This is a genomic window from Streptomyces sp. SCA2-17 (assembly GCF_044336695.1).
Genome location: NZ_CP117521.1, coordinates 3,884,726 through 3,908,190, shown reverse-complemented (window position 1 = coordinate 3,908,190; position 23,465 = coordinate 3,884,726). Strand labels below are relative to the sequence as shown.

The 23,465-nt window shown below is 71.7% G+C and carries 21 protein-coding genes and 1 pseudogene; 12 read left to right on the top strand and 10 right to left on the bottom strand.

All coding sequences use genetic code 11. The features are described 5' to 3' along the window. Window positions 1-45: 45 nt before the first annotated feature. Window positions 46-1,275, bottom strand: a complete 1,230-nt coding sequence (locus tag PS271_RS17660) for a cytidylyltransferase domain-containing protein (RefSeq protein WP_398382834.1) — start codon at window positions 1,273-1,275, stop codon at window positions 46-48. 29 nt (window positions 1,276-1,304) lie between these two features. After that, on the bottom strand, window positions 1,305-2,645 hold the full coding sequence (locus tag PS271_RS17655; protein WP_398382833.1) for a DUF6716 putative glycosyltransferase: 1,341 nt from the start codon (window positions 2,643-2,645) through the stop codon (window positions 1,305-1,307). Between the two features lie 187 nt (window positions 2,646-2,832). Between PS271_RS17655 and PS271_RS17650 the strand changes: the two genes are divergently transcribed. From PS271_RS17650 to PS271_RS17640, 3 genes are read left to right on the top strand one after another with little or no spacing between them, the layout of a single operon-like run. Then, a complete protein-coding gene (locus PS271_RS17650; RefSeq protein WP_398386904.1) occupies window positions 2,833-3,870 on the top strand; it encodes a glycosyltransferase family 2 protein in 1,038 nt (345 codons plus the stop codon). Continuing rightward, window positions 3,870-5,258, top strand: a complete 1,389-nt coding sequence (locus PS271_RS17645) for a polysialyltransferase family glycosyltransferase (RefSeq protein ID WP_398382832.1) — start codon at window positions 3,870-3,872, stop codon at window positions 5,256-5,258. Before PS271_RS17650 ends, PS271_RS17645 begins: the two co-directional genes overlap by 1 nt. Beyond that, window positions 5,255-6,400: an acyltransferase family protein gene (locus PS271_RS17640; RefSeq protein ID WP_398382830.1), complete on the top strand. Its 1,146-nt coding sequence runs from the start codon at window positions 5,255-5,257 to the stop codon at window positions 6,398-6,400. Before PS271_RS17645 ends, PS271_RS17640 begins: the two co-directional genes overlap by 4 nt. Here PS271_RS17640 and PS271_RS17635 read toward each other — a convergent pair. Then, complete coding sequence (locus tag PS271_RS17635; RefSeq protein WP_398382828.1) at window positions 6,371-7,030, bottom strand: TetR/AcrR family transcriptional regulator C-terminal domain-containing protein; 660 nt, start codon at window positions 7,028-7,030, stop codon at window positions 6,371-6,373. The genes PS271_RS17640 and PS271_RS17635 overlap by 30 nt on opposite strands. A 69-nt stretch (window positions 7,031-7,099) precedes the next feature. Here PS271_RS17635 and PS271_RS17630 point away from each other — a divergent pair, with 69 nt between their 5' ends. Beyond that, on the top strand, window positions 7,100-8,731 hold the full coding sequence (locus PS271_RS17630) for an FAD-dependent monooxygenase (protein WP_398382826.1): 1,632 nt from the start codon (window positions 7,100-7,102) through the stop codon (window positions 8,729-8,731). Window positions 8,732-8,773: 42 nt separating this feature from the next. On the opposite strand, the gene PS271_RS17625 is transcribed toward PS271_RS17630, so the two are convergent. The 3 genes from PS271_RS17625 to PS271_RS17615 form a co-directional block, all read right to left on the bottom strand. After that, window positions 8,774-9,463: a signal protein gene (locus PS271_RS17625; protein ID WP_398382825.1), complete on the bottom strand. Its 690-nt coding sequence runs from the start codon at window positions 9,461-9,463 to the stop codon at window positions 8,774-8,776. Window positions 9,464-9,552: 89 nt separating this feature from the next. Beyond that, window positions 9,553-10,950, bottom strand: a complete 1,398-nt coding sequence (locus PS271_RS17620) for a GntP family permease (protein ID WP_398382824.1) — start codon at window positions 10,948-10,950, stop codon at window positions 9,553-9,555. A 41-nt stretch (window positions 10,951-10,991) separates the two neighbouring features. Beyond that, entirely contained in the window at window positions 10,992-11,525 is a 534-nt protein-coding gene (locus PS271_RS17615) for a gluconokinase (RefSeq protein ID WP_398382823.1), read from the bottom strand. 128 nt (window positions 11,526-11,653) lie between these two features. Here PS271_RS17615 and PS271_RS17610 point away from each other — a divergent pair, with 128 nt between their 5' ends. The 3 genes from PS271_RS17610 (at window position 11,654) to PS271_RS17600 (ending at window position 13,223) form a co-directional block, all read left to right on the top strand. Next, window positions 11,654-12,355 (top strand): FadR/GntR family transcriptional regulator, encoded by a 702-nt coding sequence (locus tag PS271_RS17610; RefSeq protein ID WP_398382822.1) that lies wholly within the window; start codon window positions 11,654-11,656, stop codon window positions 12,353-12,355. 95 nt (window positions 12,356-12,450) lie between these two features. Then, complete coding sequence (locus PS271_RS17605) at window positions 12,451-12,636, top strand: hypothetical protein (RefSeq protein ID WP_398382821.1); 186 nt, start codon at window positions 12,451-12,453, stop codon at window positions 12,634-12,636. Between the two features lie 152 nt (window positions 12,637-12,788). Next, complete coding sequence (locus tag PS271_RS17600) at window positions 12,789-13,223, top strand: ester cyclase (protein WP_398382820.1); 435 nt, start codon at window positions 12,789-12,791, stop codon at window positions 13,221-13,223. A gap of 511 nt (window positions 13,224-13,734) precedes the next feature. Here the strand turns inward: PS271_RS17600 and PS271_RS17595 are convergent. From PS271_RS17595 to PS271_RS17585, 3 genes are read right to left on the bottom strand one after another with little or no spacing between them, the layout of a single operon-like run. After that, on the bottom strand, window positions 13,735-13,926 hold the full coding sequence (locus PS271_RS17595) for a DUF397 domain-containing protein (RefSeq protein ID WP_398382818.1): 192 nt from the start codon (window positions 13,924-13,926) through the stop codon (window positions 13,735-13,737). A 4-nt stretch (window positions 13,927-13,930) separates the two neighbouring features. Further along, window positions 13,931-14,104 (bottom strand): DUF397 domain-containing protein, encoded by a 174-nt coding sequence (locus tag PS271_RS17590; RefSeq protein WP_398382816.1) that lies wholly within the window; start codon window positions 14,102-14,104, stop codon window positions 13,931-13,933. A gap of 16 nt (window positions 14,105-14,120) precedes the next feature. Next, window positions 14,121-14,972 carry a Scr1 family TA system antitoxin-like transcriptional regulator gene (locus PS271_RS17585; protein WP_398382814.1) on the bottom strand — a complete coding sequence of 284 codons (852 nt, stop codon included), beginning with the start codon at window positions 14,970-14,972 and terminating at the stop codon, window positions 14,121-14,123. A gap of 32 nt (window positions 14,973-15,004) precedes the next feature. Here PS271_RS17585 and PS271_RS17580 point away from each other — a divergent pair. Beyond that, window positions 15,005-15,565: pseudogene (locus tag PS271_RS17580) on the top strand (ATP-binding protein); the annotation flags it as partial. Between the two features lie 18 nt (window positions 15,566-15,583). Here PS271_RS17580 and PS271_RS17575 read toward each other — a convergent pair. Next, window positions 15,584-17,113 carry an amidase gene (locus PS271_RS17575; protein WP_398382812.1) on the bottom strand — a complete coding sequence of 510 codons (1,530 nt, stop codon included), beginning with the start codon at window positions 17,111-17,113 and terminating at the stop codon, window positions 15,584-15,586. Between the two features lie 98 nt (window positions 17,114-17,211). On the opposite strand from PS271_RS17575, the gene PS271_RS17570 reads away from it, so the two are divergent. Genes PS271_RS17570 through PS271_RS17555 form a run of 4 tightly spaced genes read left to right on the top strand, consistent with a single transcriptional unit; the run spans window position 17,212 to window position 23,440 of the window. Further along, window positions 17,212-17,667 carry a hypothetical protein gene (locus PS271_RS17570; RefSeq protein ID WP_398382810.1) on the top strand — a complete coding sequence of 152 codons (456 nt, stop codon included), beginning with the start codon at window positions 17,212-17,214 and terminating at the stop codon, window positions 17,665-17,667. After that, a complete protein-coding gene (locus PS271_RS17565) occupies window positions 17,664-18,284 on the top strand; it encodes a hypothetical protein (RefSeq protein WP_398382809.1) in 621 nt (206 codons plus the stop codon). The genes PS271_RS17570 and PS271_RS17565 overlap by 4 nt, the downstream gene beginning before the upstream one ends. Further along, entirely contained in the window at window positions 18,284-23,077 is a 4,794-nt protein-coding gene (locus tag PS271_RS17560) for a putative T7SS-secreted protein (protein WP_398382807.1), read from the top strand. Before PS271_RS17565 ends, PS271_RS17560 begins: the two co-directional genes overlap by 1 nt. Before the next feature lie 3 nt (window positions 23,078-23,080). Next, window positions 23,081-23,440: a hypothetical protein gene (locus tag PS271_RS17555; protein ID WP_398382805.1), complete on the top strand. Its 360-nt coding sequence runs from the start codon at window positions 23,081-23,083 to the stop codon at window positions 23,438-23,440. The last annotated feature ends 25 nt before the right edge of the window (window positions 23,441-23,465 follow it).

The following is a 23,465-nucleotide window of genomic DNA, read 5'->3' as shown; positions in this document are numbered from 1 at the left end:
GAGGGGCGTGGTGTGCGGGGAGGGGCTCGGGGTGGCCGTGGGGGCTCAGGGGGTGGTCAGGGCGGGCCCCAGGAGCCAGGAAGCGATCTCGCGGAGGGCGCCGCTGCCGCCGGGCGCGGTGGTCACGGCCCGGGCCGCGCCGCGGACGGCGTCGTGGGCGTCCGCGACGGCCACGGGCCAGCCGACGAGCCCGAGGCAGGCCAGGTCGTTGACGTCGTTGCCGACGTAGAGCACGCGGTCGGGGGCGATGCCCTGCTCCTCGCACCACTGCTTGAGCGCGCGGTCCTTGCGGTCGACGCCGTGCAGGACGGGCACGCGCAGCTTGCGGCCGCGCGCGGCGACGACGGCGTTCTCCTCGGTGGAGAGGATCAGCAGGGCGAGCCCGGCGCGGCGCAGGGCGGCGACGCCGAGGCCGTCGCCGCGGTGGACGGCGACGAGTTCGCGGCCGTCGGCGTCGATGAGGACCCGGTCGTCGGTCTGGGTGCCGTCGAAGTCCATGACGACGGCGTCGATGTCGGCGCGGGCGGGGAGCGCGGTGCTGCCGGGGCCGTCGAGGAGGGGGGCGAGGGCGCGGGCGCGGGCCAGGTCGTGGGGGTCGTCGACCTCCAGGACGCGGGCGGCCTCGGTGCGGACGAGTTCGGTGCGGCCGAAGAAGCGGTGCCGGGCGGCGCGGAAGCCGTCGGCGCGCATGGCGTAGGCGGCGCCGGTCTCCAGGAGATCCTGGGGGCGGTCCTGGCGGCGGGGGCGGTGGGACTTGTCGTGGTTGACGCCGTGGGCGCCGCGGTCCGCTTCCTCCTCCGCTTCCCCCTCCGCGCGCCATACGAAGCCGTGGAAGGGGGCGACCGTCAGGGCGCTGTCGGCGCCGCCCTCGACCACGGCCTCGGCGACGCCGTCGACGTCCCCGCTGGTCAGGAAGGGGCTCGTGCACTGCACCAGCAGGACGGTGCCCACTTCGGTGCCGTGCATCGCCTCGTACGCGTCCATGGCGTGCAGGACGGCCGCCTCGCTGGTGGCGGTGTCGCCCGAGAGGGCGGCGGGCCGCTGGACGACGACGGCTCCGGCGCCGCGCGCGGTGGCGGCGATGCCGGGGTCGTCGGTGGAGACGACGACGTCGGTGACGAGGCGGGCGGCGCGGCACTCGCGGACGGCGCGGGCCACGAGGGGCACGCCGCCGATGGGTGCGAGGTTCTTCGCGGGCACGCCCTTCGACCCGCCGCGAGCGGGAATGACGGCGAGGACGGCGGGGGCGGCCGGTTCAGCCGTGGCGGCTTGCATGGGAGCTCCTTGCGGTGCGAACGGCTCGGTCACAGCTCCCCCACGCGCCGGATGAGCGGCGCGACCCGCTGCACGCCGTGCCGGTACGCCCCCCGGGCCGCGTCGCGGAGCGCGGCGCGCCCCGCACGCCGCAGGGCGCTCTCCTCGCGGGCCGTCCCCGCCCGGCCGGGAAGGGGTCGGCCCCGGTGGTCGAGGCCGTGGCGGGCGAGGACGGCGGGGAGGTAGCCGGGTGCGGTGGCAGCGGTGTAGTAAGGGGCCAGAGGGGGCAGGGAGGGCAGGGCGGCGAGCGCGGCGACGCGCTGCCGGGCGGCGGCGAAGACGGCCTCGCCGGAGCCGTCCGCGGGCACGCCCTGGCGGGCGGCCCACTCCGGGTCGGCCTCGGGCACGTGCCCGGCGTCGAGCCGGTCCCAGGAGGCGAGGCAGCCGGAGCCGAGGAAGTGGTGGTTGCCGAGGGCCTCGCGGATGCCGAGGTCGGTGAGCACGGCCGTGGGGATGCCGCGGTGGAGGGACTCCAGGGCCGCGGTGGAACTGACGGTGACGAGGAGGTCCGTGCGGTCGAGGACCTCGCCCATGTGCCCGTAGACGAGGCGGCAGTTGGCCGGCAGCCCGCCGGGCAGGCGCGCGGCCAGCTTCTGGTACGGGAGTTCCTCGATGTGCGTGGTGTGCTCGCCGGGCTTGCTGCGCAGTTTGATGAGCACCTCGCGCTCCGGGTGCTGCCGGGCGTGTGCGACGGCGCGGCGGAGCAGGTAGCCGCGGTCGGCGCGGCTCTCCGGCACGGAGGGCTGCGCGGCGAACACGACCGTGTACGGCCGCACTTGATCGTCCGGCGGCCCGGTGCGCCGCTCGCCGAGGAACGGCAGCGCCCACTCGGTGACGCAGCCGGCGTCCGCGCCGACGCCCTCGTAGACGGCGCGGAAACGGTCCGCGTCGTCCGGGGAGTTGGCGAGGACGACGTCCGCGCCGTGGCGCAGCAGCAGCCCGTCGGCGAGCTTCTCGTAGACGACGCCCACGTAGCCGGTCACCACGACGGGCCTGGAGGGCGCGCCCTCCCACGCGGCGGCGAGCCCGTGCAGCATGGCCTGGACGGCGCCGCCGACGCAGGCGAGGACCACGACGTCGTAGCGGTCGCGCCCGGCGGTGCGCACGAACTCGGTTCCGGTGACCTCGCCGATCTCCGCCGCGCGCACGCCCACCTCGCCGAGCTGGCGGGCGGTGGGCGTCGCGCGGCCCCGCAGGAGGCGGCCGTCGAGCCGGGCGCCCGGGGCGAGCCGGTGCGCGGTGAGCGCGCCCCATTTCCACCGGGTGTCGGAGTCGGCGAGGACCGCGATCCGCGGCGGCGGTCCGGTACGGGATGGCGTACGTGATGGCACGTCGCCGACGATAGAAATCCATTCCGTTTCGTTGCCCAACGTGAGGGCAACAGCCGGTAAACAGCACACCGACGATCGGCGAATCAGCCCGGCGGAGGGGCGGGTTCATCATTCCGCCGCGCTTCGTTCACCTCCGCGCCCGCCCGTGGACAAGACGAATGCCGGGGGGCCGCCTAATGTCGCCGGCGTGGTCAAGCTCTCCGTGATCGTCCCGTTCTTCAATGTGCAGACCTTTGCGCCCGACGTGCTGAGAAGCCTGCGGGCGAACGCCCGTGAGGATTTCGAATTCATTCTCGTGGACGACTGTTCGACCGACGGCACGCCGGCGCTGCTGGAGCGCGCCGGACGCGAGCTGCCGGGGGCCGTGGTCATCCACCACGAGCACAACGGCGGCCTCGCCACCGCCCGCAACACCGGGCTCGGCGCGGCGCGCGGCGAGTACCTGACCTTCCTGGACGGGGACGACTGGCTGGCCCCCGGCCACTACGACCGGCTCGTCTCGTACATCGAGGAGCTGGCCGTGGACTTCGTGCGCACGGACCACGTGCAGTGCACCGGCCGCACCCGCACCGTGCAGCGCGTGCCGCACGGCCGCCGCGGGGTGGTCCTGGACCCGCGGAGCGCGATCCTGCCGGCGGACCGCTCGACGTCCGTCGACTACCCGTACGCGTGGGCCGGGATCTACCACCGGCGGCTGCTGGACGAGGGCCTGCTGCATTTCACGGACGGCCTGCGGACGGCGGAGGACCGCCCCTGGATCTGGCGGCTGCACCGCGAGGCGCGCACTTTCGCGGTGGCCGGGCTGCTGGGCGTCTTCTACCGGCGCGGGGTGGCGACGTCGCTCACCCAGATCGGGGACGTACGGCAGCTCGATTTCCTGCGGGCATTCGATCAGGTCATCGAGGAGACGGCCCGCGATAAGGATGCGAAAGAATTCCTGCCGAAGGCCGTTCGAACGTACTGCGCAATCATTGCCCACCACCTTTCGAATATCGAACGTTTTGAACCGCAGGTGGCTCGCGCATTGCGCGCGAAGAGCGCGGGCGCACTGCGCCGGCTGCCACCGGAACTCGTCAAGGACGCCGTGAATTCCATGGACTACGACCGCGCGGTCCTCCTGCGCAGGCTGCGACGGCGGCCGGCGGGGCCTTCGGGGGGCGGGCCTTCGGGTGCCAGGCCTTCGGGCGGCGGCAAAGCCTCTGGTGCTTCCGGGGTGGCCGCCTGATGTCCGTCGCCCGGCCTCCCGCTCCCCGCCGCACGCAGATCTTCCTCGCGTCCACGCTGTACGGCGCCGCGACGCTCGCCGCCGCCCTGGACGCCGGCTGCTTCGCCCCGGCCGACCGCCGGCTGCTGCTCGTCGCCAACACCGCCGCCGTGCCGGAGACCACCCCGGCCCTCGACGAGGCGCCCGGCTTCGGGCGGCTGCGCACCCGCTTCGACGGCGTCCTGTCCTGGAACGAGGCGATCCGCCCCTTCCACCCGTCCGGCTGGTCGCCCCGGCCCGACGACGCGCCCCTGTGGGAGCGGTACCTGAGGCTGCTCTGGGGCCTGGGCGACGACGACGTGTCGCTCGTCGTCGAGTCCATCCAGGTCAGCCCGGCGGGCGCGCTCGCCCAGTGCTTCGCCGACGCCCCGCTCGACGTCTACGCCGACGGGCTCATGAGCTACGGCCCCACCCGCAACAAGCTCGACCCGCTGATCGGCACGCGCGCCGGCCGGCTGCTCCACCTGGACCTCGTACCCGGACTGCGGCCGCTGCTGCTCACGGAGTTCGGCGTCGCGCAGGAGATCGTCCCCACGGAGGCCTTCACCAAGGTCCTGGCCGAACTCGCCGAGGCCGCGCCCGCCCTGGACGCGCCCGAGGGCGCGGCGCTCCTGCTCGGCCAGTACTTGTCGGCGCTCGACATCCTCTCCCCCGAGGAAGAAGAACAGCTGCACGTGCGGATGCTGCGCGGGGCGGCCGGGCGCGGCCACCGCGAGATCGTCTTCAAGCCGCACCCGACCGCGCCGGCCCGCTGGTCGCGGATGCTGGAGGAGGAGGCGGACCGGCTCGGCGTCGGCCTGACGGTCCTGGACACGCCCGTCCTGGCGGAGGTGGTCTACCAGCGGTTGCGGCCGGCGCTGGTGGCCGGCTGCTTCTCGACGGCGCTGGTGACGGCGGGAACGTTCTACGGCCTGGAGGCGGCGTGCACGGGCACGGACCTCCTGCTGGAGCGGCTGAGCCCGTACCAGAACAGCAACCGCGTACCGGTGACATTGGTGGACGCGTTGCTGCCCACGTTGTGCTCACCCGAGGACGGCCCTCCGGCCGACCTCAACGGCCTCCTGGCCGCAGTCGGCTTCGCGATGCAGCCCCAGATCTACCCCGGCCTGCGCGAGGCCGCAGAGAACTACCTCAGCGCCCACCTGACAACCCGCACCCGCCGCTACTTCAAACGCCGCCGCCTCACCGCCCTCGCCCTCCCCGGCGCGCTCCCGTCCCAGCTGTCGTTCCTCCCGAGGAACCAAACCGTACGAAGGGTCGCCCGGCGCGCAAGGGCCTTGCAGCGGCGCCTGGCCAGGACGAAGGCACCAAAGACGGCCAAGGCGGCAAAGACGACGGTGACGACATGACCGCCCCCGCCCTGCCCCGTCCGCGCCGCGAAACCAGCGCCGCCGAGGAGCGACCGGCGCCCTTACAGCGCCCCCACGGCGGCAGCCGCCTCCGCGCGCTGGACGCCCTGCGCCTCATAGCCGCCCTGATGGTGGCCCTCTACCACTACGGCGGGCGCGACGGCGACGTGAGCCGCGCGTGGGGCACGTCGCCGCGGCACGAGTTCCCCACCCTCTCGAACGCGTTCGCCTACGGCTGCCTGGGCGTCGAGATCTTCTTCGTCATCAGCGGCTTCGTGATCTGCATGAGCGGCTGGGGCCGCCCCCTGCGCTCGTTCTTCGCTTCCCGCGCGGCGCGCCTCTACCCGGCCTACTGGGCGGCGATCCTGCTGGTCACCGTGGCGTTCGCGCTGCCGTGGGTGACGTACAAGACGGTGTCGTTCAGCGACACGCTCGTGAACCTGACGATGCTGCAACAGCCGGTGGGCGCCCAGCGCGTCCTCGGGGTGTGCTGGACGCTCTGGGCGGAGCTGCGGTTCTACGCGCTCTTCGCTCTCTTCGTGGTGCTGCCGGGCGCGACCCGGCGCCGCGTGGTGCTGTTCTGCGCGGTGTGGACGCTGGCGACCGTGGTGACGACGGCCTCGCACGTGGAGTTCCTGCGGGTCGTCGTGATGCCGGAGTACTCGTCGTACTTCATCGGCGGCATCGGCCTGTACCTGGTCCACCGCTTCGGCAACGACCTCCTGCACTGGGGCATCGTGGCCGTGAGCTTCCTCGTGGGGCAGCACTACGCGGTGGCGGGCCTGTGGCACGCGCCGAACCCGCACTACTTCTCGTACCGCTCCGCGTACGTGATCGTGGCCGTCGTGGCGCTCGGGTACGCGGCGGTCGCGGCCGTCGCCCTGGGCAAGCTCAACTGGATGAACTGGCGTTGGCTGACCGTCGCGGGCGCCCTGACGTACCCCTTCTACCTGGTGCACGAGCACCTGGGGTGGGTCGTGATCGGCGCCCTGCACCGCGGCCTCGGCATCCCCTCGTACGCGACGCTCGGCCTGACCCTCGCCCTGATGCTGGGCCTGGCCTGGCTTCTGCACCGCTGCGTTGAGCGGCGGCTGACGCCCGCGCTGCGCAGGTCACTCGACCCCGGCGCGGCCCGGCGGTAGCAGCGTGGCCTCGATGCCGGCGACGACGGCGTGCAGGCCGGCCTCGAAGCCGGCGTCGAGGTCGCCGAAGAACTCCGCGCCGGCGGTGATGGCGAGGGGATAGCCCGCCAGGCGGTCCGAACGGTCCTCCAGGTCGTAGCCGGGGTCGCGCTCGCCGCCCGGCACCGGGTACACGGACTGCTCCTCCATCACGTACCCCATCGTGTAGGTGTTGACGGTGAACCAGGCGCGGGCGGCCGCGCTCGGCGTGAAGCCCGCCGCCACGACCTTCTTCATCAGCTCCTCGACCGGGCCGGCGTAGTCGGTGCCGGTCAGACGCGTGCCGCCGTAGACCTTGGCGCCGTCGCGGTAGCCGAGCAGGAAGCTGCGCATCACGCGGGCCGCGTCGGTCAGGAACGCCTGCCACGTGCTGCTGTCGACGGCCAGCAGCGGCTCGGACATGCGCCGGAACATCTCCGTGGCCACCTCGTCGAGCAGCTCCTGCTTGTTCTTGAAGTGCCAGTAGAGCGCCGGGGCCTGGACGTCCAGCTCCTTGGCGATCCTGCGCAGGGTCAGGCCTTCGAGGCCCACCTCGTTCAGCAGGCGGAGTGCGGTTTCGGCCACTTGGGCGCGGTCGATGCGAGTTGCCACCTTGACAGCTTAACGGTGTTCAGTTCACGCTGGGGTCACTGCGAACTTAACAACGTTAAGGGGGATCTCGTGGAGACTGTGCCCACGGCAGCACCGACCACTGCCGCATCGGACACCGCAGGGCCCGGCGGTGGTGCCGCCCCGCTGGATGTCGAAGTCCTCATCGCCGGAGCCGGCCCCACCGGCCTCGTCCTGGCCATCGACCTGACCCGGCGCGGCATCCGCCACCGGCTCGTCGAGCAGGAAGGGCGCGGCTTCCCCGGCTCGCGCGGCACGGGCATCCAGCCGCGCAGCCTGGAGGTCATGGATGACCTGGGGGTCCTGCCGGCCCTCTTCGCCTCGGGCCGCCCCGTCCCGCCCATGCAGACGTGGGAGGGCACCGAGCGCGGGCGCGTGTGGGATCTCGTCGAGTCCGGCGAGCGCTCGCCCGGCGTGCCCTACCCCGACCCGCTGATGTGCCCCCAGTGGCGCACGGTGGAGGTGCTGTACGAGCGCCTTGAGGAGCTCGGCGGCCGGGTGGACTTCAGCACCGGCCTGGCGGGTTTCACGCAGGACGAGCACGGCGTCACGGCCGAGCTGCGGCACGCCGACGGCACGGTGGAGACGGTGCGGGCCGGCTATCTCGTCGCCTCGGACGGCGGGCGCAGCGCCGTGCGGAAGGCGCTCGGCGTGCCCTTCGAGGTCGAGATCGTCGACGCCCGCGCGGCGCTGGTCGCCGACGTGCGGATGTCCGGCTTCGAGCGCGCGGGCGTCGACCGCGAGCACTGGCACGTATGGCCCGCGGCGCCGGGCGGGCTCCTCGGCCTGCGCCCGCTGGAGTGCGTGGAGGACACCATCCAGGTCATGGCCTTCTGGGAGGACGTCTCCTACGAGCCGGATCCGGAGCGCGACGCGACGCCCGAGGCGCTGGCCCGGCTCATCACCGAGCGCACGGGGCTCGCGGACCTCGTGCCGGAGGAGATCATCTGGGCCTCGTCCTACCGGCCCAAGGCGGGCATGGCCGAGCGCTTCCGCACCGGCCGGGTCCTCCTCGCCGGGGACGCCGCGCACATCCACTCCCCCGCCGGCGGGCAGGGCCTCAACACCAGCGTGCAGGACGGCTACAACCTCGGCTGGAAGCTGGGCGCCGTCCTGCGGCACGGCGCGCCGGACTCCCTGCTCGACACGTACGACACCGAGCGCACGCAGGTGGCCGCCGACGTGCTGAACCTGAGCACGCGCGTCCACGGGCAGGACCGCAGCCTCGGCTTCGAGCGGGGCCTGTCGCGGCGCGGCAAGGAGACCCACCAGCTCACCCTCACCTACCGCGACGGCCCGCTGGCCCGCGAGCTGCGCCGGGATCTGCCGGAGGACGGGCTGCGGGCGGGCGACCGGGCGCCGGACGCGCCCTGCACCGACGCCTCGGGCGCGCCCTTCAGCTTCTTCGACGCTTTCCGGGGCCCGCACTTCACCCTCTTGGACCTCACCGGTTCGGAGGCCGTGGGCGGGGCCGCCGCGGCTGCGGTGGCGGACGTGGAGTGGGTGCGTTCGTACCGGGTGGGCGGGCCCGCGCCCGACCTGGTCGACGCCGGCGGGCACGCCAAGGCGGCGTACGGCACGGGGCTGTTCCTGGTCCGGCCGGACGGCTATGTCGGGCTGGCCACGGACGATGCGGCGGACGTACGGGCGTATCTGGCGCGGGTGTCGGCGATACGGGGCTGAACCGCGGGGGGGGGGGGTCGGACCGCGGGCTCAGCCGGGGGCTCAGACCGCGTCGTGGTTGGTGGCCGCCCCGGCCGCAGGGACCTTGAGGGTGTAGTCGACCGAGACGGCGAACCGGCCGGAGGAGCCGCGGATCTCCAGCGTGTGGTTGCCGGGCTTCAGCGGCTCCGTCTGGACCCACAGCCCGCAGGCGTGGGAGCGGAAGGTGCCCCCGCCGTCGGTGAGCGGGTTGCCCTCCTCGGCCGTCACCCGTACGGGCGTGGCGTCGTAGCGCTCCACGCGCAGGGGCTTGCCGTCGAGGGTCGCGGTGCCCTTGGCGGGGGCCATGAACTCGGAGCAGCCGGCCTGATCGCTCATCAGGTTCACGAGCGGGAAGGCGATGCGCCGCTTCGCGGGGACGGCACAGGTGCGCTCGGCGCGCTCCCCGAAGGTGCCGGCCAGGAACCAGACGCCGGCGTTCTTCTGGCCCTGGGCGCACATGCTGCCGTCCCGGTCCTCGACGGGGTTGGAGCCGCTGGGGCTGGAGGACGCCCAGGTCCACCAGCGTCCCTGGAGGTCGGAGGCGCTGAGCGGGCCCGCCGCCGCTTCGGGGGCCGCGGTGGCGGTGGCGCCGCTGTTCGGGGTGCTCTTCGCGTCCGCGTGCTTCGGGGAGGGCGCGCCCGCGCAGCCGGCGGCCAGCAGGGCGGTGCCGAGCAGCAGAGCCACGGGGGCGATAGGTCTACCAATACGCATACGCGAACCCTAATGTCTGATATGCCCATTGGGGTGGGAGCAACGCAGAGGGGCCGGGGCCGAGAGGAGCAACGGAGGGGACGGGACGGTCAGAGGACCAGTGACAGCAGCAGGACGAGCACGAGGGAGACGACGGAGATCACGGTCTCCATCAGCGACCAGGTCTTGATCGTCTGGCCGACGTCCATGCCGAAGTACTCCTTCACCATCCAGAAGCCGGCGTCGTTGACGTGGCTGAAGAACAGCGAGCCGGCGCCGACGGCGAGGACGAGCAGCGCGGTGTGGGTCGTGCTCATGCCCTCGGCGAGCGGGGCGACGAGGCCCGCGGCCGAGATCGTGGCGACCGTGGCCGAGCCCGTGGCGAGCCGGATGCCGACGGCGATGAGCCACGCCAGCAGCAGGGCCGAGACCGACCAGTCCTTGGAGAAGTCGAGGATCATCCGGCCGACGCCCACGTCGATCAGGGTCTGCTTGAAGCCGCCGCCCGCGCCGACGATCAGCAGGATTCCGGCGATGGGGGCGAGGGACTTCTCGACGGTCCCGGCGAGCCGGTCGCGGCCGAAGCCGGCGGCCCGGCCGAGGGTGAACAGCCCGACGAGGACGGCGGCGAGGAGGGCGATCAGCGGCGAGCCGACGACGTCCGTGACGCGCTGGACGTGATCCTTGGGGTCGTCCACGACGATGTCGACGAGCGCCTTGGCCAGCATGAGGACGACCGGCAGCATGACCGTGGCGACGGTGACGGCGAAGCTCGGGCGGCGCTCCAGGCCGGCCGAGGGGCGCTGGGGTATCAGCTTCTCGGGCGGGGCGATGTCCACCCAGCGGGCGGCCACCCGCGAGAACAGCGGACCGGCGACCACGGCGGTGGGCACGGCGATCAGCACGCCGAGGGCGAGGGTCACGCCGAGGTTCGCGCCGATGGCGTCGATGGCGGCCAGCGGGCCGGGGTGCGGGGGCACGAGGCCGTGCATGACGGACAGCCCGGCGAGCGCGGGAATGCCGATCCGCATCAGGGAGTGGTTGCCCCGCTTGGCGACCAGCAGCACCACCGGGATCAGCAGCACGATCCCGACCTCGAAGAACAGCGGCAGGCCGATGACGGCCGCGATCAGCACCATCGCCCACGGCATCGAGCGCGGCCCGGCCTTCGCCAGGATCGTGTCGACGATCTGGTCGGCGCCGCCGGAGTCGGCGAGGAGCTTGCCCAGGATCGCGCCGAGCGCGATCAGGACGCCGACGCCCGAGACCGTCGACCCGAGCCCGGCGGTGAAGCTCGCGATGCCCTTGTCCATCGGCGCGCCCGCCGCCGCCCCGAGCACCAGCGAACCGATGGTCAGGGAGAGGAAGGCGTGCAGCTTGAGGCGGGTGATGAGGAGGACGATGACGGCGATGCCGACGAGGACGGCGATCCCCAGCTGTGCGTGACCCGCCGACGTGATCGGTCCGGCGGGGGCCGCGGCCAGCATCTCGACGCTGAGAGTGCTCACGGGGCTTCCTTGGTGGAGGAGGTGTGGAGGAGGGAGAGGGGTTAGAGCTGCCTCAGGGCCAGGACGGCCCGCTCGGCGATGACCTGCGGCCCGGGCGCGACGTCGACGTCGACGCCCGCTTCGTCCGCGCCCAGGGGTTCGAGGGTCGCGAACTGGGAGTCCAGCAGCCTGGAGGTCATGAAGTGGCCCTTGCGGGCCGCCATGCGGCCGGCGATCAGGTCGTGGTCGCCGGTGAGGTGGAGGAACACGAGACCGGGCCCGTCGGGGCCGCCGGGCGCGGCGGCGCGCAGCCGGTCCCGGTAGGCCCGCTTGAGCGCGGAGCAGCTGACGACTCCGCCGCGGCCGGCCCGGCCCGCGGCCCATGCCCCGATGGCATCGAGCCAGGGGGCCCGGTCGGCGTCGTCCAGCGGGGTCCCGGCGGACATCTTGGCGATGTTGGCGGCCGGGTGGAAGTCGTCGCCCTCGGCGTAGGGGACCCCGAGGGCTTCGGCGACGAGCGGGCCGACCGTGGTCTTGCCGGTGCCGGCGACGCCCATCACGACGACGACGCGGGGGTATGCCGGACGGCTGCTCATCAGGGCCTCGCTGTCTCCGTTGACGGTGGGGTGCGGCCACTGAAACGCATTACGTACGACATATTCAAGCCCTTGTGACTCAAACGTCATACTTAATTTGCCGCGGGCGAGGATCGTAGGCTTGCCCCATGGAAAACCAGGGGCAGGGGCTGCACGCGCGCGTGCTGGAGTCCCTCGGGCCCGCGATCACCTCGGGCACCTACCCGCCGGGCAGCGTCCTGCGCACCGACGAGCTGGAAGAGCGCTTCGACGTCTCCCGCACGGTCATCCGGGAGGCGATACGCGTCCTGGAGTCCATGCACCTGGTCACGTCCCGGCGCCGGGTCGGCGTCACCGTCCGCCCCACCGAGGAGTGGAACGTCTACGACCCGCAGGTCATCCGCTGGCGCTTGGCCGGCGCCGACCGGCCGCGCCAGCTGCGCTCCCTCACCGTGCTCCGCTCGGCCGTCGAACCGGTCGCGGCCGGGCTCGCCGCCCGCCACGCCACGCCCGAGCAGTGCGAGGAGCTCACCCGGCACGCCCTCGGCATGGTCGCCACCTCACGCGGCCAGCAGCTCGGCGCCTACCTGGTCCACGACGTGGCCTTCCACCGGGTGATCCTGCGCGCCTCCGGCAACGAGATGTTCGCCCGCCTGGGCGACGTCGTCGCCGAGGTCCTCACCGGCCGCACGGAACACCAGGTCATGTTCACCGACCCGGACCCGGCCGCCGTCACCCTCCACGTCCGCGTCGCCGAAGCCGTACGGGAACACGACGCCGAGCGGGCGGAGGCCCTCACGCGCGAGATCACGGCGGGCGCGATGGCGGAACTGGACATCCTCGCGCCGTAGCGGCGCTGTAGCGGGAATGTCCCACCCGCGCCACAAAACAACAGAGGTGCGACAAAATGATCGCCATCTCGAACGACCGTCCGTAGCCTGGCCTCATGCGCCACGAGAACGACCACGCCCGGGATCGCGCGGACGACGACCAGCCCGTCCTCATCCGCCAGCGCTACGGCACCCGCTGGGTCTACAACCACCGCAACCCCATGGGCCTCGCCCTCATCGTGATCACGCCCCTGATCGCCATCGGAGCGCTGCTGCTGATGACGCGGGGGGCGGGGAGGTAGGGCCGGGGGGCCGGCCGGGGCCGGTGCCGCATTTCGAGTGACGTCCGCGGCGGTCCGGCGCGCCGGGGAAACGGCCGGGCGACGCGACGGGCGACGATGCGGACCGTATCCGCCTCTCCGGCATACCGCAGCGAACGCGCAGAGGGGTTCCCGTGTCCACCGAGGAGAACAAGAGCCTGGTACGCCGCTTCTACCAGGAGATCGACGCAGGCAACCTCGACGCCATGGATGCTCTCGTGGCCGAGGACTACCAGGACCACTCGCCGCCGCCGTTTCCAGGGTTCGCACCCGGCCGGGAGGGGCTCAAGCAGGCGTTCCGCCTGTTCTGGGAGGCCACACCCGGCACCCACGAGATCGAAGACCAGATCGCGGAGGGCGACAAGGTCGTGACCCGCCTGACGGCCCGGGGCGTACACGAGGGGGACCTCCCGGGCATCCCTGCCACCGGCAGGCCGATCACGATGACCGCGACGGTGGTTCATCGCGTTGAGAACGGCAAGCTCGCCGAAAAGTGGTCGGACAAAGATGCCCTCGGCTTCCTTCAGCAGCTCGGCGTCATCCCGACGCCGGGCGCGGCCTCGGAATAGCCCGCGGCAACGCTGCGAGCCGGCACGCGGCCAACGCTCCCGGGCGACTTGTACGCCGCGCACGGCCGCCGGGCCGGGTGACTTCCGGCCCGGGAGGACCAGCCACCACTCCCCGCGGCCGAACGCGAGGCCTACGAGGCGCGGGCTGTCGGGCGGGGCCCTTGGGGGCGTACTGCCAGCACTTCTAGCCCACTTGTGCGCCACGCAGCCCGGCCGGGCCGGTGGATTTCCGCGCCCGGAGGGCACCAACCCCCGCCCTCCCGCACCCGGCCGCTCAGCCACGACGGCGAACAAGTGAGTGAAACGCCCACGACGGGCCCAGCCACATCGCGGCAGCAGCCCGCTCCCCCTCAGCCCAGGCTGATGGGGAGGTCTCCTCACGCTCGTGCATCCGTGACGGCAGGAGTACGGCGCCCAACCACCCACCGGGCGACGGACACCCGACGTGCGCGAGCCCCCCACCCCTCCCCCTGCTGCCAGCCTGTTCTGACCCGCACGCGAACCACGGATCTCAGCCGAGGCCGGCTCCCACCTTGAGGGTGCGTATCAATGCGCCGAGGGCGGACGGGGTTGTCCGCACCACGGTGCGGGGGGCGTCGCTCTCGCGGAGCACGACCGCGTTGCCGATCGCGGCGACCTCCACGCAGTCGTTGCCGCCGTCGCCGGTCCCTGAGTACGTGGACTTCTGCCAGGCATCGCCCATGGCCTTATCCCGCCTTGAGCATGCGTATCAGGGCGCCGAGGGCAGGTGGGGTGGTCCGCACGATGCTGCGGGGGACATCGCTCTCACGGAGGGCGATCACCTCACCGGCTGCGGCGACCTCCAGGCAGTCGTTGCCGTCCCCGGTTCCTGAGAACGTGGACTTCTGCCACGTGGCCATGCACATCTTCAGTCCTTCACAGCTCGCGTGCGATCCGATGGATGAAGTCGCGAGTCTCTCGCGGACCGAGTGCTGCACGCTCCACCTTGCTCCAACGGTTGCGATATTTGGCGAGTTGCTCCTCGGCGTAAAAGAAGCCACTCCCATGCGCGTGATCAACCTGCACGGTATCCAAGTCGGCGACACGGTCGGCCGCGTAGAGCATCGAGTACCCCATACCCGCGAACCCCTCCGCCTCGAACGGCACTACCTGGATCGTAAGCCCTGGACGGTCGGATACAGCCAACAGGAAATCGAGTTGATCGCGCGCAACCTTACGATCTCCCACCCTCATACGTAGCGCGGCCTCATGCACGATCGAAGTGAATGCCGGTGGATTATCGCGTTCAAACACCTCACGACGCTGCACTCGAAATGCAACCACCGTTTCGAGATCGTACGACTCAGCTTCACTAGCCACGTAGGCGAACAGGGAACGCACGTAAGCCTCAGTCTGCAACAGTCCAGGCACGTTGACGATCTGCAAGCTCCGTAGGGCGTACGCATTCCATTCCAGTTCCGCCAGGTCCAAGGCGGCCGCAACCATTCGACCCCGGTACTTCTCCCACCACCCCCGCGATCGCTCGGCCGCCCGCTCCGCCAAGGCCTCAACCAGAGCCGCGTCCTGCACGCCGTACCGAGCTGCAAGAGCGCGGGCCCGCTCCGCGCCCACCGCGGCGTTGCCCGCCTCGATGTGGGACAGCCACGCCTGATCGCGGCCGACAGCCGTGGCAGCGTCCCGCGCCGAAACACCCGCCCGCTCGCGCAGCTTCCGCAGCTCGGCGCCCAGCCGTTCCTGCCGGGCCGTGACGATGCTCCGCCTCGCCATGTCGTCCTCTTTCTCGCGCGCTTGCGGCGCCAATGTGTCACAGCGGGCCCCGATGGGGCGAACTTCACAGGATTGGTTGCGCGGTCCCAAAAATGGCACCTACGTTGGGTGTTGCGCAGCTCACACCGCGAGCCCGCCACCCCGGAAGCGCACCGCCCCGCCCTGCCCTGCCCCGCGCAGTAGCACCGCAACGCGGCAATGACACCGGGCGCCGCACCACTTCACCCCACCCCGCCGGAGGCGACATGCTCCTGCCTGCACCGAAGTTCGACTCTCTGTTCGTTCCCGAGATCGAGCCGTTCGAATACCGCCTGCGCGTGCCGAACGACGCACGCGCCGTACCCATCGCGCGCGGCACCGTACGGGCCGTCCTCACCGCCCACGGCCTGGCCGAACTACTGCCCCGCGCCGAACTGTTGGCGTCCGAGCTGCTCACCAACGCGATCGTGCACACCGTGGACGACGCCGATCTCTCCATCTCCTGGTCGCAGTGGGAGGTGCTCAGGCTGACCGCATGCGACACCGATGACGCCCCACTGCCGGTGCATCCGGACCCCCACGCCCATCCCCACCCCTACGCCGTCAACGGCCGCGGCCTGACGCTCCTCCGTTCACTCGCCGACGACTGGGGGCATTACTCCGAACCCCACGGCTTCACCTGTGGGGCCACCAAGGCCGTCTGGTGCTCGATCACTCACCCCCGCCCCACCGACGGCCCCCGGCCACCGCTCGAACCAGCGCTCTCCCGCTTCGAGTTGGGCCGCGAGTGAGATGAGCCGCGGCTCGCTCCCCGCCGGGCCGAGGAGCTGGGCGCCCAGAGGGAGGCGGAGGTCGCCGGGCGTGAGGCCGGCGGGGACGCTCATGCCCGGCCAGCCGAGGACGTTCCAGGGCCAGGAGTACGGGCAGGCGGAGATCATCGCCGCGTCCGTACGGCTGCTGGAGAGGCCGGACAGGTCGCCGATGCGGAGCGGCGGGACGGCCGTGGTCGGGGTCAGGACGACGTCGAAGCGGTCGAAGATCTCCCCCACGCGCCGCCGTAGCGGCTCCTCCGCGGCGCGGGCCACGCGCAGGACGCCGCCGCCGAGGAGCAGCCCGCCGCGGGCGTTGACCTTCGTTCGGACGTCCAGCAGGGCGGGGTCGGGTACGCGCCCGGCCCACTCCCGTACGCCGGACATCGAGCGCGGCACGAAGGTGAGCCCGATCAGCCCGTAGCGGGGCTCTTCCTCGACCACTTCGTGCCCGAGGGCCGCCAGCCGTTCGGCGATGCGGACGGTGGCGGCCCGGGCCTCGGGGTCGAGCCGTTGCCGGGCGGCGGCGAAGGCGGGGCGCAGGGAGAGCGCGATCCGCAGCCGGCCGGGGTCACGGTGCGCGGCGGTGAGGACGTCGACGGGCGGCGGCCGGTGGAGGTCCCCGGCGTGGCTGCCGCTCGCGGCGTGGAGCAGGAGTGCGGCGTCGGCGACCGTGCGGGCCAGGGGGCCGTAGCAGGTGATGCCGCGGAAGGACTCCGGTTCGGGCCAGGTGGAGATGCGTCCCCGCTGCGGTTTGATGCCGACCAGGTGCGTCCAGGCGGCGGGGATCCGTACCGAACCGGCGCCGTCCGAGCCGAGGGCGGCCGGTACGAGGCCCGCGGCAACGGCCGTGGCGGCGCCGCCCGAGGAGCCGCCGGGCGTGTGCTCCGCGCTCCACGGATTGCGGGTCGCGCCGAAGGCGGGGCCTTCCGTGACGGGCCACTGGCCGAGCTCCGGCGTGTTCGTCTTGCCGACGATGACGGCGCCGGCGGCGCGGAGCCGCCGCACGGCCTCGCTGTCGGCACATTTCGGCGGGAAATCGCCTGCGCAGCCGAAGGCGGTGGGCTCGCCGGCGACGTCGACGTCGTCCTTGACCGCCACCGGGACTCCGAGGAGGGGCAGCCGTGGCCCGGCCTCGCCCGCCGCCAGCCGCCGGTCCGCCGCGTCCGCTTCGGCGAGGGCGGCCTCGGCCCGTACGCGGCGGAAGGCGTTGAGCGTGGGCTGGGTCTCCGCGATGCGGGCCAGCGAGCGTTCGACGAGCGCGCGGGACGAGACGTCGCCCGCGGCCAGGGCCCGCACCTGAGCGGTCAGCCCACTGCCCGTCAGGTCCATTAAGTGCGTGATGTCTTCCATCGGGCCTCTCCCCCGTGGTGCGAAGCTCTTCGCTCCGAATACCGTGAGTGCACCTCTGGCCTCATTTTGTACCCTTCCTCTGGCTTGGGGAGGCGAGAGTGACGTCATCGACGGCGTTGACGGACGAAATCCGCGCACTGTACGCGGAGGAGGGGCGGCCGGCCGCGCTGGTCGGCTGGTTCCGCAGGACGGCGGTGCTGGTTCCGTCGGACGGTCAGGACGGCTTGTGGTCCGCGGAGTACGGCGGGATCCGGTGGATCCACGCGTTCACGGACAAGGCGGCGCTCGGGCGGTTCGCGCTCGCACAGGGGGCGGACGGAACGGCCGACTGGGCGTACCGCACCGTGCTGGGCGCGCGGCTGCTGGACGTGGTCGTGCCGGCGGTCGGCGTACCGGCGGGCGTCGCGCTCGATGTCGGCGGTCCGCAGCCCGTGCTGTTCCCGCCGGTCGTCGGGATCGTGCCGGACGCGTACGCGATCGACGCGGACGCGATCGACGCAGACACCGACATCACCGGCCTCACCGGTCTCACCGGCCGGGAGGGCTCCGCGTGACCGACTCCGACCTCGCGGCCGACGCCGCCGCCCTCGGCAACATCGCCAAGGGCATCAACGAAGCCATCGGCGAGCTCAAGTCCCTCGGAACCCCCGGAGAGGCGGCCGTGGGCCGCGGCTTCGACGAACTCGCCCTCAGCGGCGTGGAACTGGGGCACGAGGGGCTGGCCGCGGCCTTCAAGACGTTCTGCAACCGGTGGGACTGGGGAGTGCGCGCGCTGGTCCACGACGGCAGCCAGTTCGCCGAGCGGGTGGGCCTCGCCGCCGGTTACTACCACGAGCAGGACGTGTACATCCGGGACTCGTTCAAGGTCGGCGTCAACGCCGCCATGGGCAACCCGCACCTCCTCGAAGAGGACGTCGAGAAGAAGTCCATGCGCGAGATCCTCGCCGACAACCCCATCAATGACCTCCGCAACCCGGACTACAGCGCCGAATCCTTCCGCAAGGCCGGGGAGAACAGCAGCCAGGTCTGGGCGAACACCCTCCGCGACGCCCGCACCGGCGCCGCCAACGGCTTCGGCAAGGGGCCGCTCGGCCGGCAGGGCACGGACGTGGCGAACAAGCTCGCCGACAAGCTGGACGGCGGCACGCCGCCGGAGGAGGAGCGCGGCTGATGGGCCTCTGGGACCCGATCGACGCCCTCGGCGAGCTCGCCGAAAAGGGCGTCCACAAGGTCGAGAAGAAGGCCGGCGAGGCCGTCGAGTGGGGCGCCGGGAAGGTCGCCAAGGGGCTCGACAAGATCGGCGCCCATGACGAGGCGCTCGCCGTCAAGTACCTGGGCGACCGGACGGCCTCGGAGCTCGGCGCGGAGATCAAGGAGGAGCAGCTCGGCCGGACCGAGAACCCGCTCGCCCTGATCCACGGCGAAGTCTGGGGCATCGAGGCCGCCGCCAAGCACCTGCACGGCTTCCACAACGCCTTCAACACCGCTCACTCCGGCCTCCAGCGGGTCCACTCCGGATCTTGGAAGGGCGAGGGCGCGAAGGGCTTCGACACCCGCTTCGCGCCGGAGCCGAAGAAGTGGGCGCAGGCCGCCGACGCCTGCGACAACGCCGCGAAGGCGCTTTCGTCGTACGCGCACACCGTCCGCTGGGCGCAGAAGCAGGCGCTGGAGGCGATCCGCCTCTACAAGCAGGGCACGGAGGCCACGAAGGAGGCCAGTGACGCCTACAACGACAAGGTCGACGCGTACAACGCGAAGGTGAAGGAGGGCAAGGACCCGGGCGAGCGGCCGGGAGCGTTCCACGACCCCGGTGCCGCCGACGTCAAGGAAGCCCACCGCATCCTGAACGAGGCCCGCAAGCAGCGCAATACGGCGGCGGCCGAGGCCAAGGCGAAGATCGACAAGGCGGTCGAGGCGGCGCCCAAGGAGCCGGCCTTCCACACCCGCATGAAGGGCGACGCCGAGGACTTCGCACAGGGCGCACAGGTCGAGCTGCTCCACTTCGGCGGCGGTGTCTTCCGGGCCGGTACGGACCTGGTGAAGTTCGGCCGCAGCATGAACCCGCTGGACCCGTACAACGTCACCCACCCCGCGGAGTACCTCAACGGCATCAGCAACACCGCGGCCGGACTCGTCTCCCTCGCGTCCCACCCGGAGCGCATTCCGGGCGCGCTGCTCGGCCCCGGCTGGGGCTCGGACCCCTCCGAGGCCGGCGGACGCCTCCTCGGCAACTTCCTCCTCTCCCTGCCCAGCGGCGGGGTGGCGGGAGCGGGGACGCGGTTCGGGGCGGGGGCGGCGCGGGAGGGGGCGGAGATCGGCGCGCGGTCGGCTGCGCGGGCCGGGGCGAAGGCCGGGTCGAAAGCCGGGTCGAAGGCCGGGGAGGAGGGGGCTGAGGGTGCGGCCCGCCAGGGAACCAGGCAGCATCCGCACGAGCCGAACACCGACCCCGGCAAGGTGGAGGTCTGCGAGACGGACCCCGTGGACATCGCGACGGGCCGCATGTTCCTGCCGCAGACGGACGTCACCCTCCCCGGCGCGCTCCCCCTGGTCTTCTCCCGGCACCTGAAGTCCGGCTACAGCTGTGGCCGCTGGTTCGGCCCGTCGTGGGCGAGCACCGTGGACCAGCGTCTGGAGATCGACGACGAGGGCGTGATCTTCGTCGACGAGCACGGGCGGCTGCTGGAGTACCCGCACCCGGTGCCGGGTGTGCCGACGCTGCCGGCGAAGGGGCCGCGGTGGCCGCTGGCGATCGAGCGGGACGGCACGTACGCCGTCACCGAACCGGATACGGGCCTGACGCGGCACTTCGCTCCTCAGGAGGCCGGCCGTGAGGCCCTCCTGCACCAGCTGACCGACCGCAACGGCCACTGGATCACGTACGAGTACGACGCCGACGGCACGCCGGCCGCGATCGTCCACTCCGGCGGCTACCGCCTCCGGATCACCACGGACACGGAGGTGGAGGCGGACACGGAGGCGGGGGCGGGGGCGGGGCGCATCACCGCCCTGCACCTGGCGGACGACACGGAGCTGATCCGCTACGGCTACGACGAGGCCGGAAACCTTACGGAGGTCGTCAACTCTTCGGGGCAGCCGCTGCGTTTCGGCTACGACGAGCGCGGCCGGATGACGTCGTGGACCGACCGGAACGGCACGCATTACGCGTACACGTACGACGACAAGGACCGCTGCGTCTTCCAGTCGGGGACCGAGGGGCACATGCGCTCCTCGCTCGTCTACGGGGAGCCGGACCCGGACACCGGCCTGCGCGTCACCAAGGTGACCAATTCGCTGGGTCACACCACCACCTTCACCATCAACAGACGCTCGCAGATCGTCGCCAGGACCGATCCGGCCGGGGCCACGACGCTTTCGGCCTGGGACCGCCACGACCGGCTCCTCTCGCGTACGGATCCGCTGGGTGCGAGGACGGAGTTCCGGTACGACGCCGAGGGGCGCCTGACGGAGGTGTTCCGCCCGGACGGGCGCCGGCTGTCGGCCACGTACAACGGTCTGGGCCTGCCGGAAACGATGACGGGCCCGGACGGGGCTTCCTGGCGCTACGGATACGACGAGGCGGGCAACCGGACGTCGGCGGTCGACCCGTCCGGCGCGGAAACCCTGTACAGCCACGATGCCCTGGGCCACCCGGCGACGGTGACGGACGCCCTGGGCGGCGTCACCCGCATCACCTGCAACGGGGCGGGCCTCCCGGTCGAGGTCACCGACCCGCTCGGCGCCGTCACCAGCTACCGCCGGGATTCCTTCGGCCGCGTGACGACCGTCATCGATCCGCTCGGTTCCACGACCCGGCTGACGTGGACGGTGGAGGGCCGGCTCGCGCGGCGCATCGCCGCGGACGGCGCCGAGGAACGGTGGACGTACGACGGCGAGGGCAACTGCACGACGTACGTGGACGCCGTCGGCGGCGTCACGCGCTACGAGTACGGGCCCTTCGACCTCCTGACGGCGCGGACGGGCCCGGACGGCGTACGCCACGAGTTCACGCACAACACCCACCTCCAGCTCACCCGCGTCACCAACCCCCAGGGCCTGACCTGGGACTACGCGTACGACCCGGCCGGCCGCCCGGCCGCCGAGACCGACTTCGACGGCCGGACGCTGACGTACGCGCACGACGCCGCGGGCCGGCTGGTGTCCCGTACGAACGGGCTCGGCGAGACGATCGCGTACGAGCACGACGTGCTGGGGCGCGTGGTCCGGAAGGACGCGGCGGGCGCGGAGACCGTGTACGTGCACGACGCGGCGGGCCGCCTGATGGAGGCGTCCGGCCCCGGCGCTTCGGTGGTCTACAGCCGGGACCGCCTCGGCCGCGTCAAGTCCGAGACGACGAACGGCCGGACGCTGACCTTCGCGTACGACGCGCTGGGGCGGCGCACGCGCCGGGTGACGCCGGGCGGGGCGGTGAGCACGTGGACGTACGACGCGGCGGGGCGGCGTACGTCGCTGACGGCGTCGGGACAGGTCTTCGACGTCGAACACGACGTGGCGGGCCGGGAGGTGGCACGCCGCTTCGGGCAGGGCCTGACCCTGTCGTCCGCGTGGGACGCGGTCGGGCGCCTGGTGTCCCAGGGCCTGGAGGGCGCGGGGGAACTCCTCCAGCACCGCGCCTACACCTACCGCCGCGACGGCCACCTCACCGGCATCACGGACGTGACGAACGGCTCCCGCGCGTTCGACCTGGACGCGGCGGGCCGGGTGACGGCGGTCAACGCGCCGGACTGGCAGGAACGGTACGTCTACGACGAGGCGGGCAACCAGACCGAGGCGGCGTGGCCCGCGGGCCACCCGGGCGCGGAGGCGCAGGGCGCGCGCACGTACACGGGCACGCGCATATCCCGGGCGGGCGGAATCCGCTACGAGCACGACGCGCAGGGCCGGGTGGTCGTACGGCAGAAGACCCGCCTGTCGCGCAAGCCGGACACGTGGCACTACGAGTGGGACGCGGAGGACCGCCTCTCGGGTGTGACCACCCCGGACGGCAGCCGCTGGCGCTACACGTACGACCCGCTGGGCCGCCGCATCACCAAGGAACGCCTGACGGAGTCGGGCGGGGTGGCGGAACGCGTGGACTTCACGTGGGACGGCGCGACGCTGACGGAACAGACGTCGTGGTCGCCGTCCCTGCCGAACCCGGTAACCCTGACCTGGGACCACGACGGCCTCCACCCGATAGCCCAGACGGAACGCATATCGGCGGCGGAAGCGCCGCAACGGGAGGTGGACCGGCGGTTCTTCGCCATAGTGACGGACCTGGTCGGCACGCCGACGGAACTGGTGGATGCGTCGGGCGAGGTGGCATGGCGCACGCGCTCCACGCTCTGGGGCACGACGGCGTGGTCGCGCGACAGCACGACGTACACCCCACTCCGCTTCCCAGGCCAATACTTCGACCCCGAAACGGGCCTCCACTACAACTACCACCGCCACTACGACCCGGAATCGGCCCGCTACACGTCCCCGGACCCCCTGGGCCTGACCCCGGCTCCCAATCCGGCGACGTACGTTGAGAACCCCCACTTTTGGGCGGACCCTCTGGGTCTGGCACCCTGCCCTCCCGAACACGTGGCCTTGGGAACCGTACGGGAGGGCAAAATACAAGAGTTTGCCGAATCTCAGGGCTATACACACTTCATGAATCAATCACTGGAAGACGCATTGGCTTCCGTGCGCCACGCAGCCCACGAACTTCCTGAAACCCGATTGCACATCCTCATGGATGGATTTCGCGGCCACCAGCAGCAGCTCACCCACGACCCGGCAGAGCTATTTGAAGCGGCATACAATCGAGGCAAGGGGCAGGACTGGTACACCACCGAACGAGAAATGGCCCACGTAGGAGACGCGGTAAAGAGAGGAAATCGATCATGGGATAGCATAACATTCTATTACGGCGGAAAAGAGATCGAAAATTTCCCCAAACCACCATTCCTAGGGAACTGATAGATGCAAGAGATCGCAAGCTGGGACCGTCGATTCCACATTTGGACCTTCTCCGTAAGCTACTCTCGGCTGCTCCTGAGGAGCGTCAACGTAGACGACCAAGACACCCGCATTGATGTGCTCTTCACCGGCGTAGAGCGGATAAACATGCCCTCTTCCCTTGAGCGTCTTCGGATCGACAAGGCCGAGACCTCGGAAGTCCAGAAAGCCGTACACGAAGTACTGGAAAATCTACATCGCACCGAAGTCTTCCTGATTAACGGAGGAAAGTTCTTCATTCAGGCCACCAAGTGCCAGTGGCATCAGGACATCGGCGGGCCGGCGATGCCTTCGAAGTTCGGCCCTTTCAGGAAAGTTGAGTAGAAAGGCGAACCGGCTGCCCACGGCT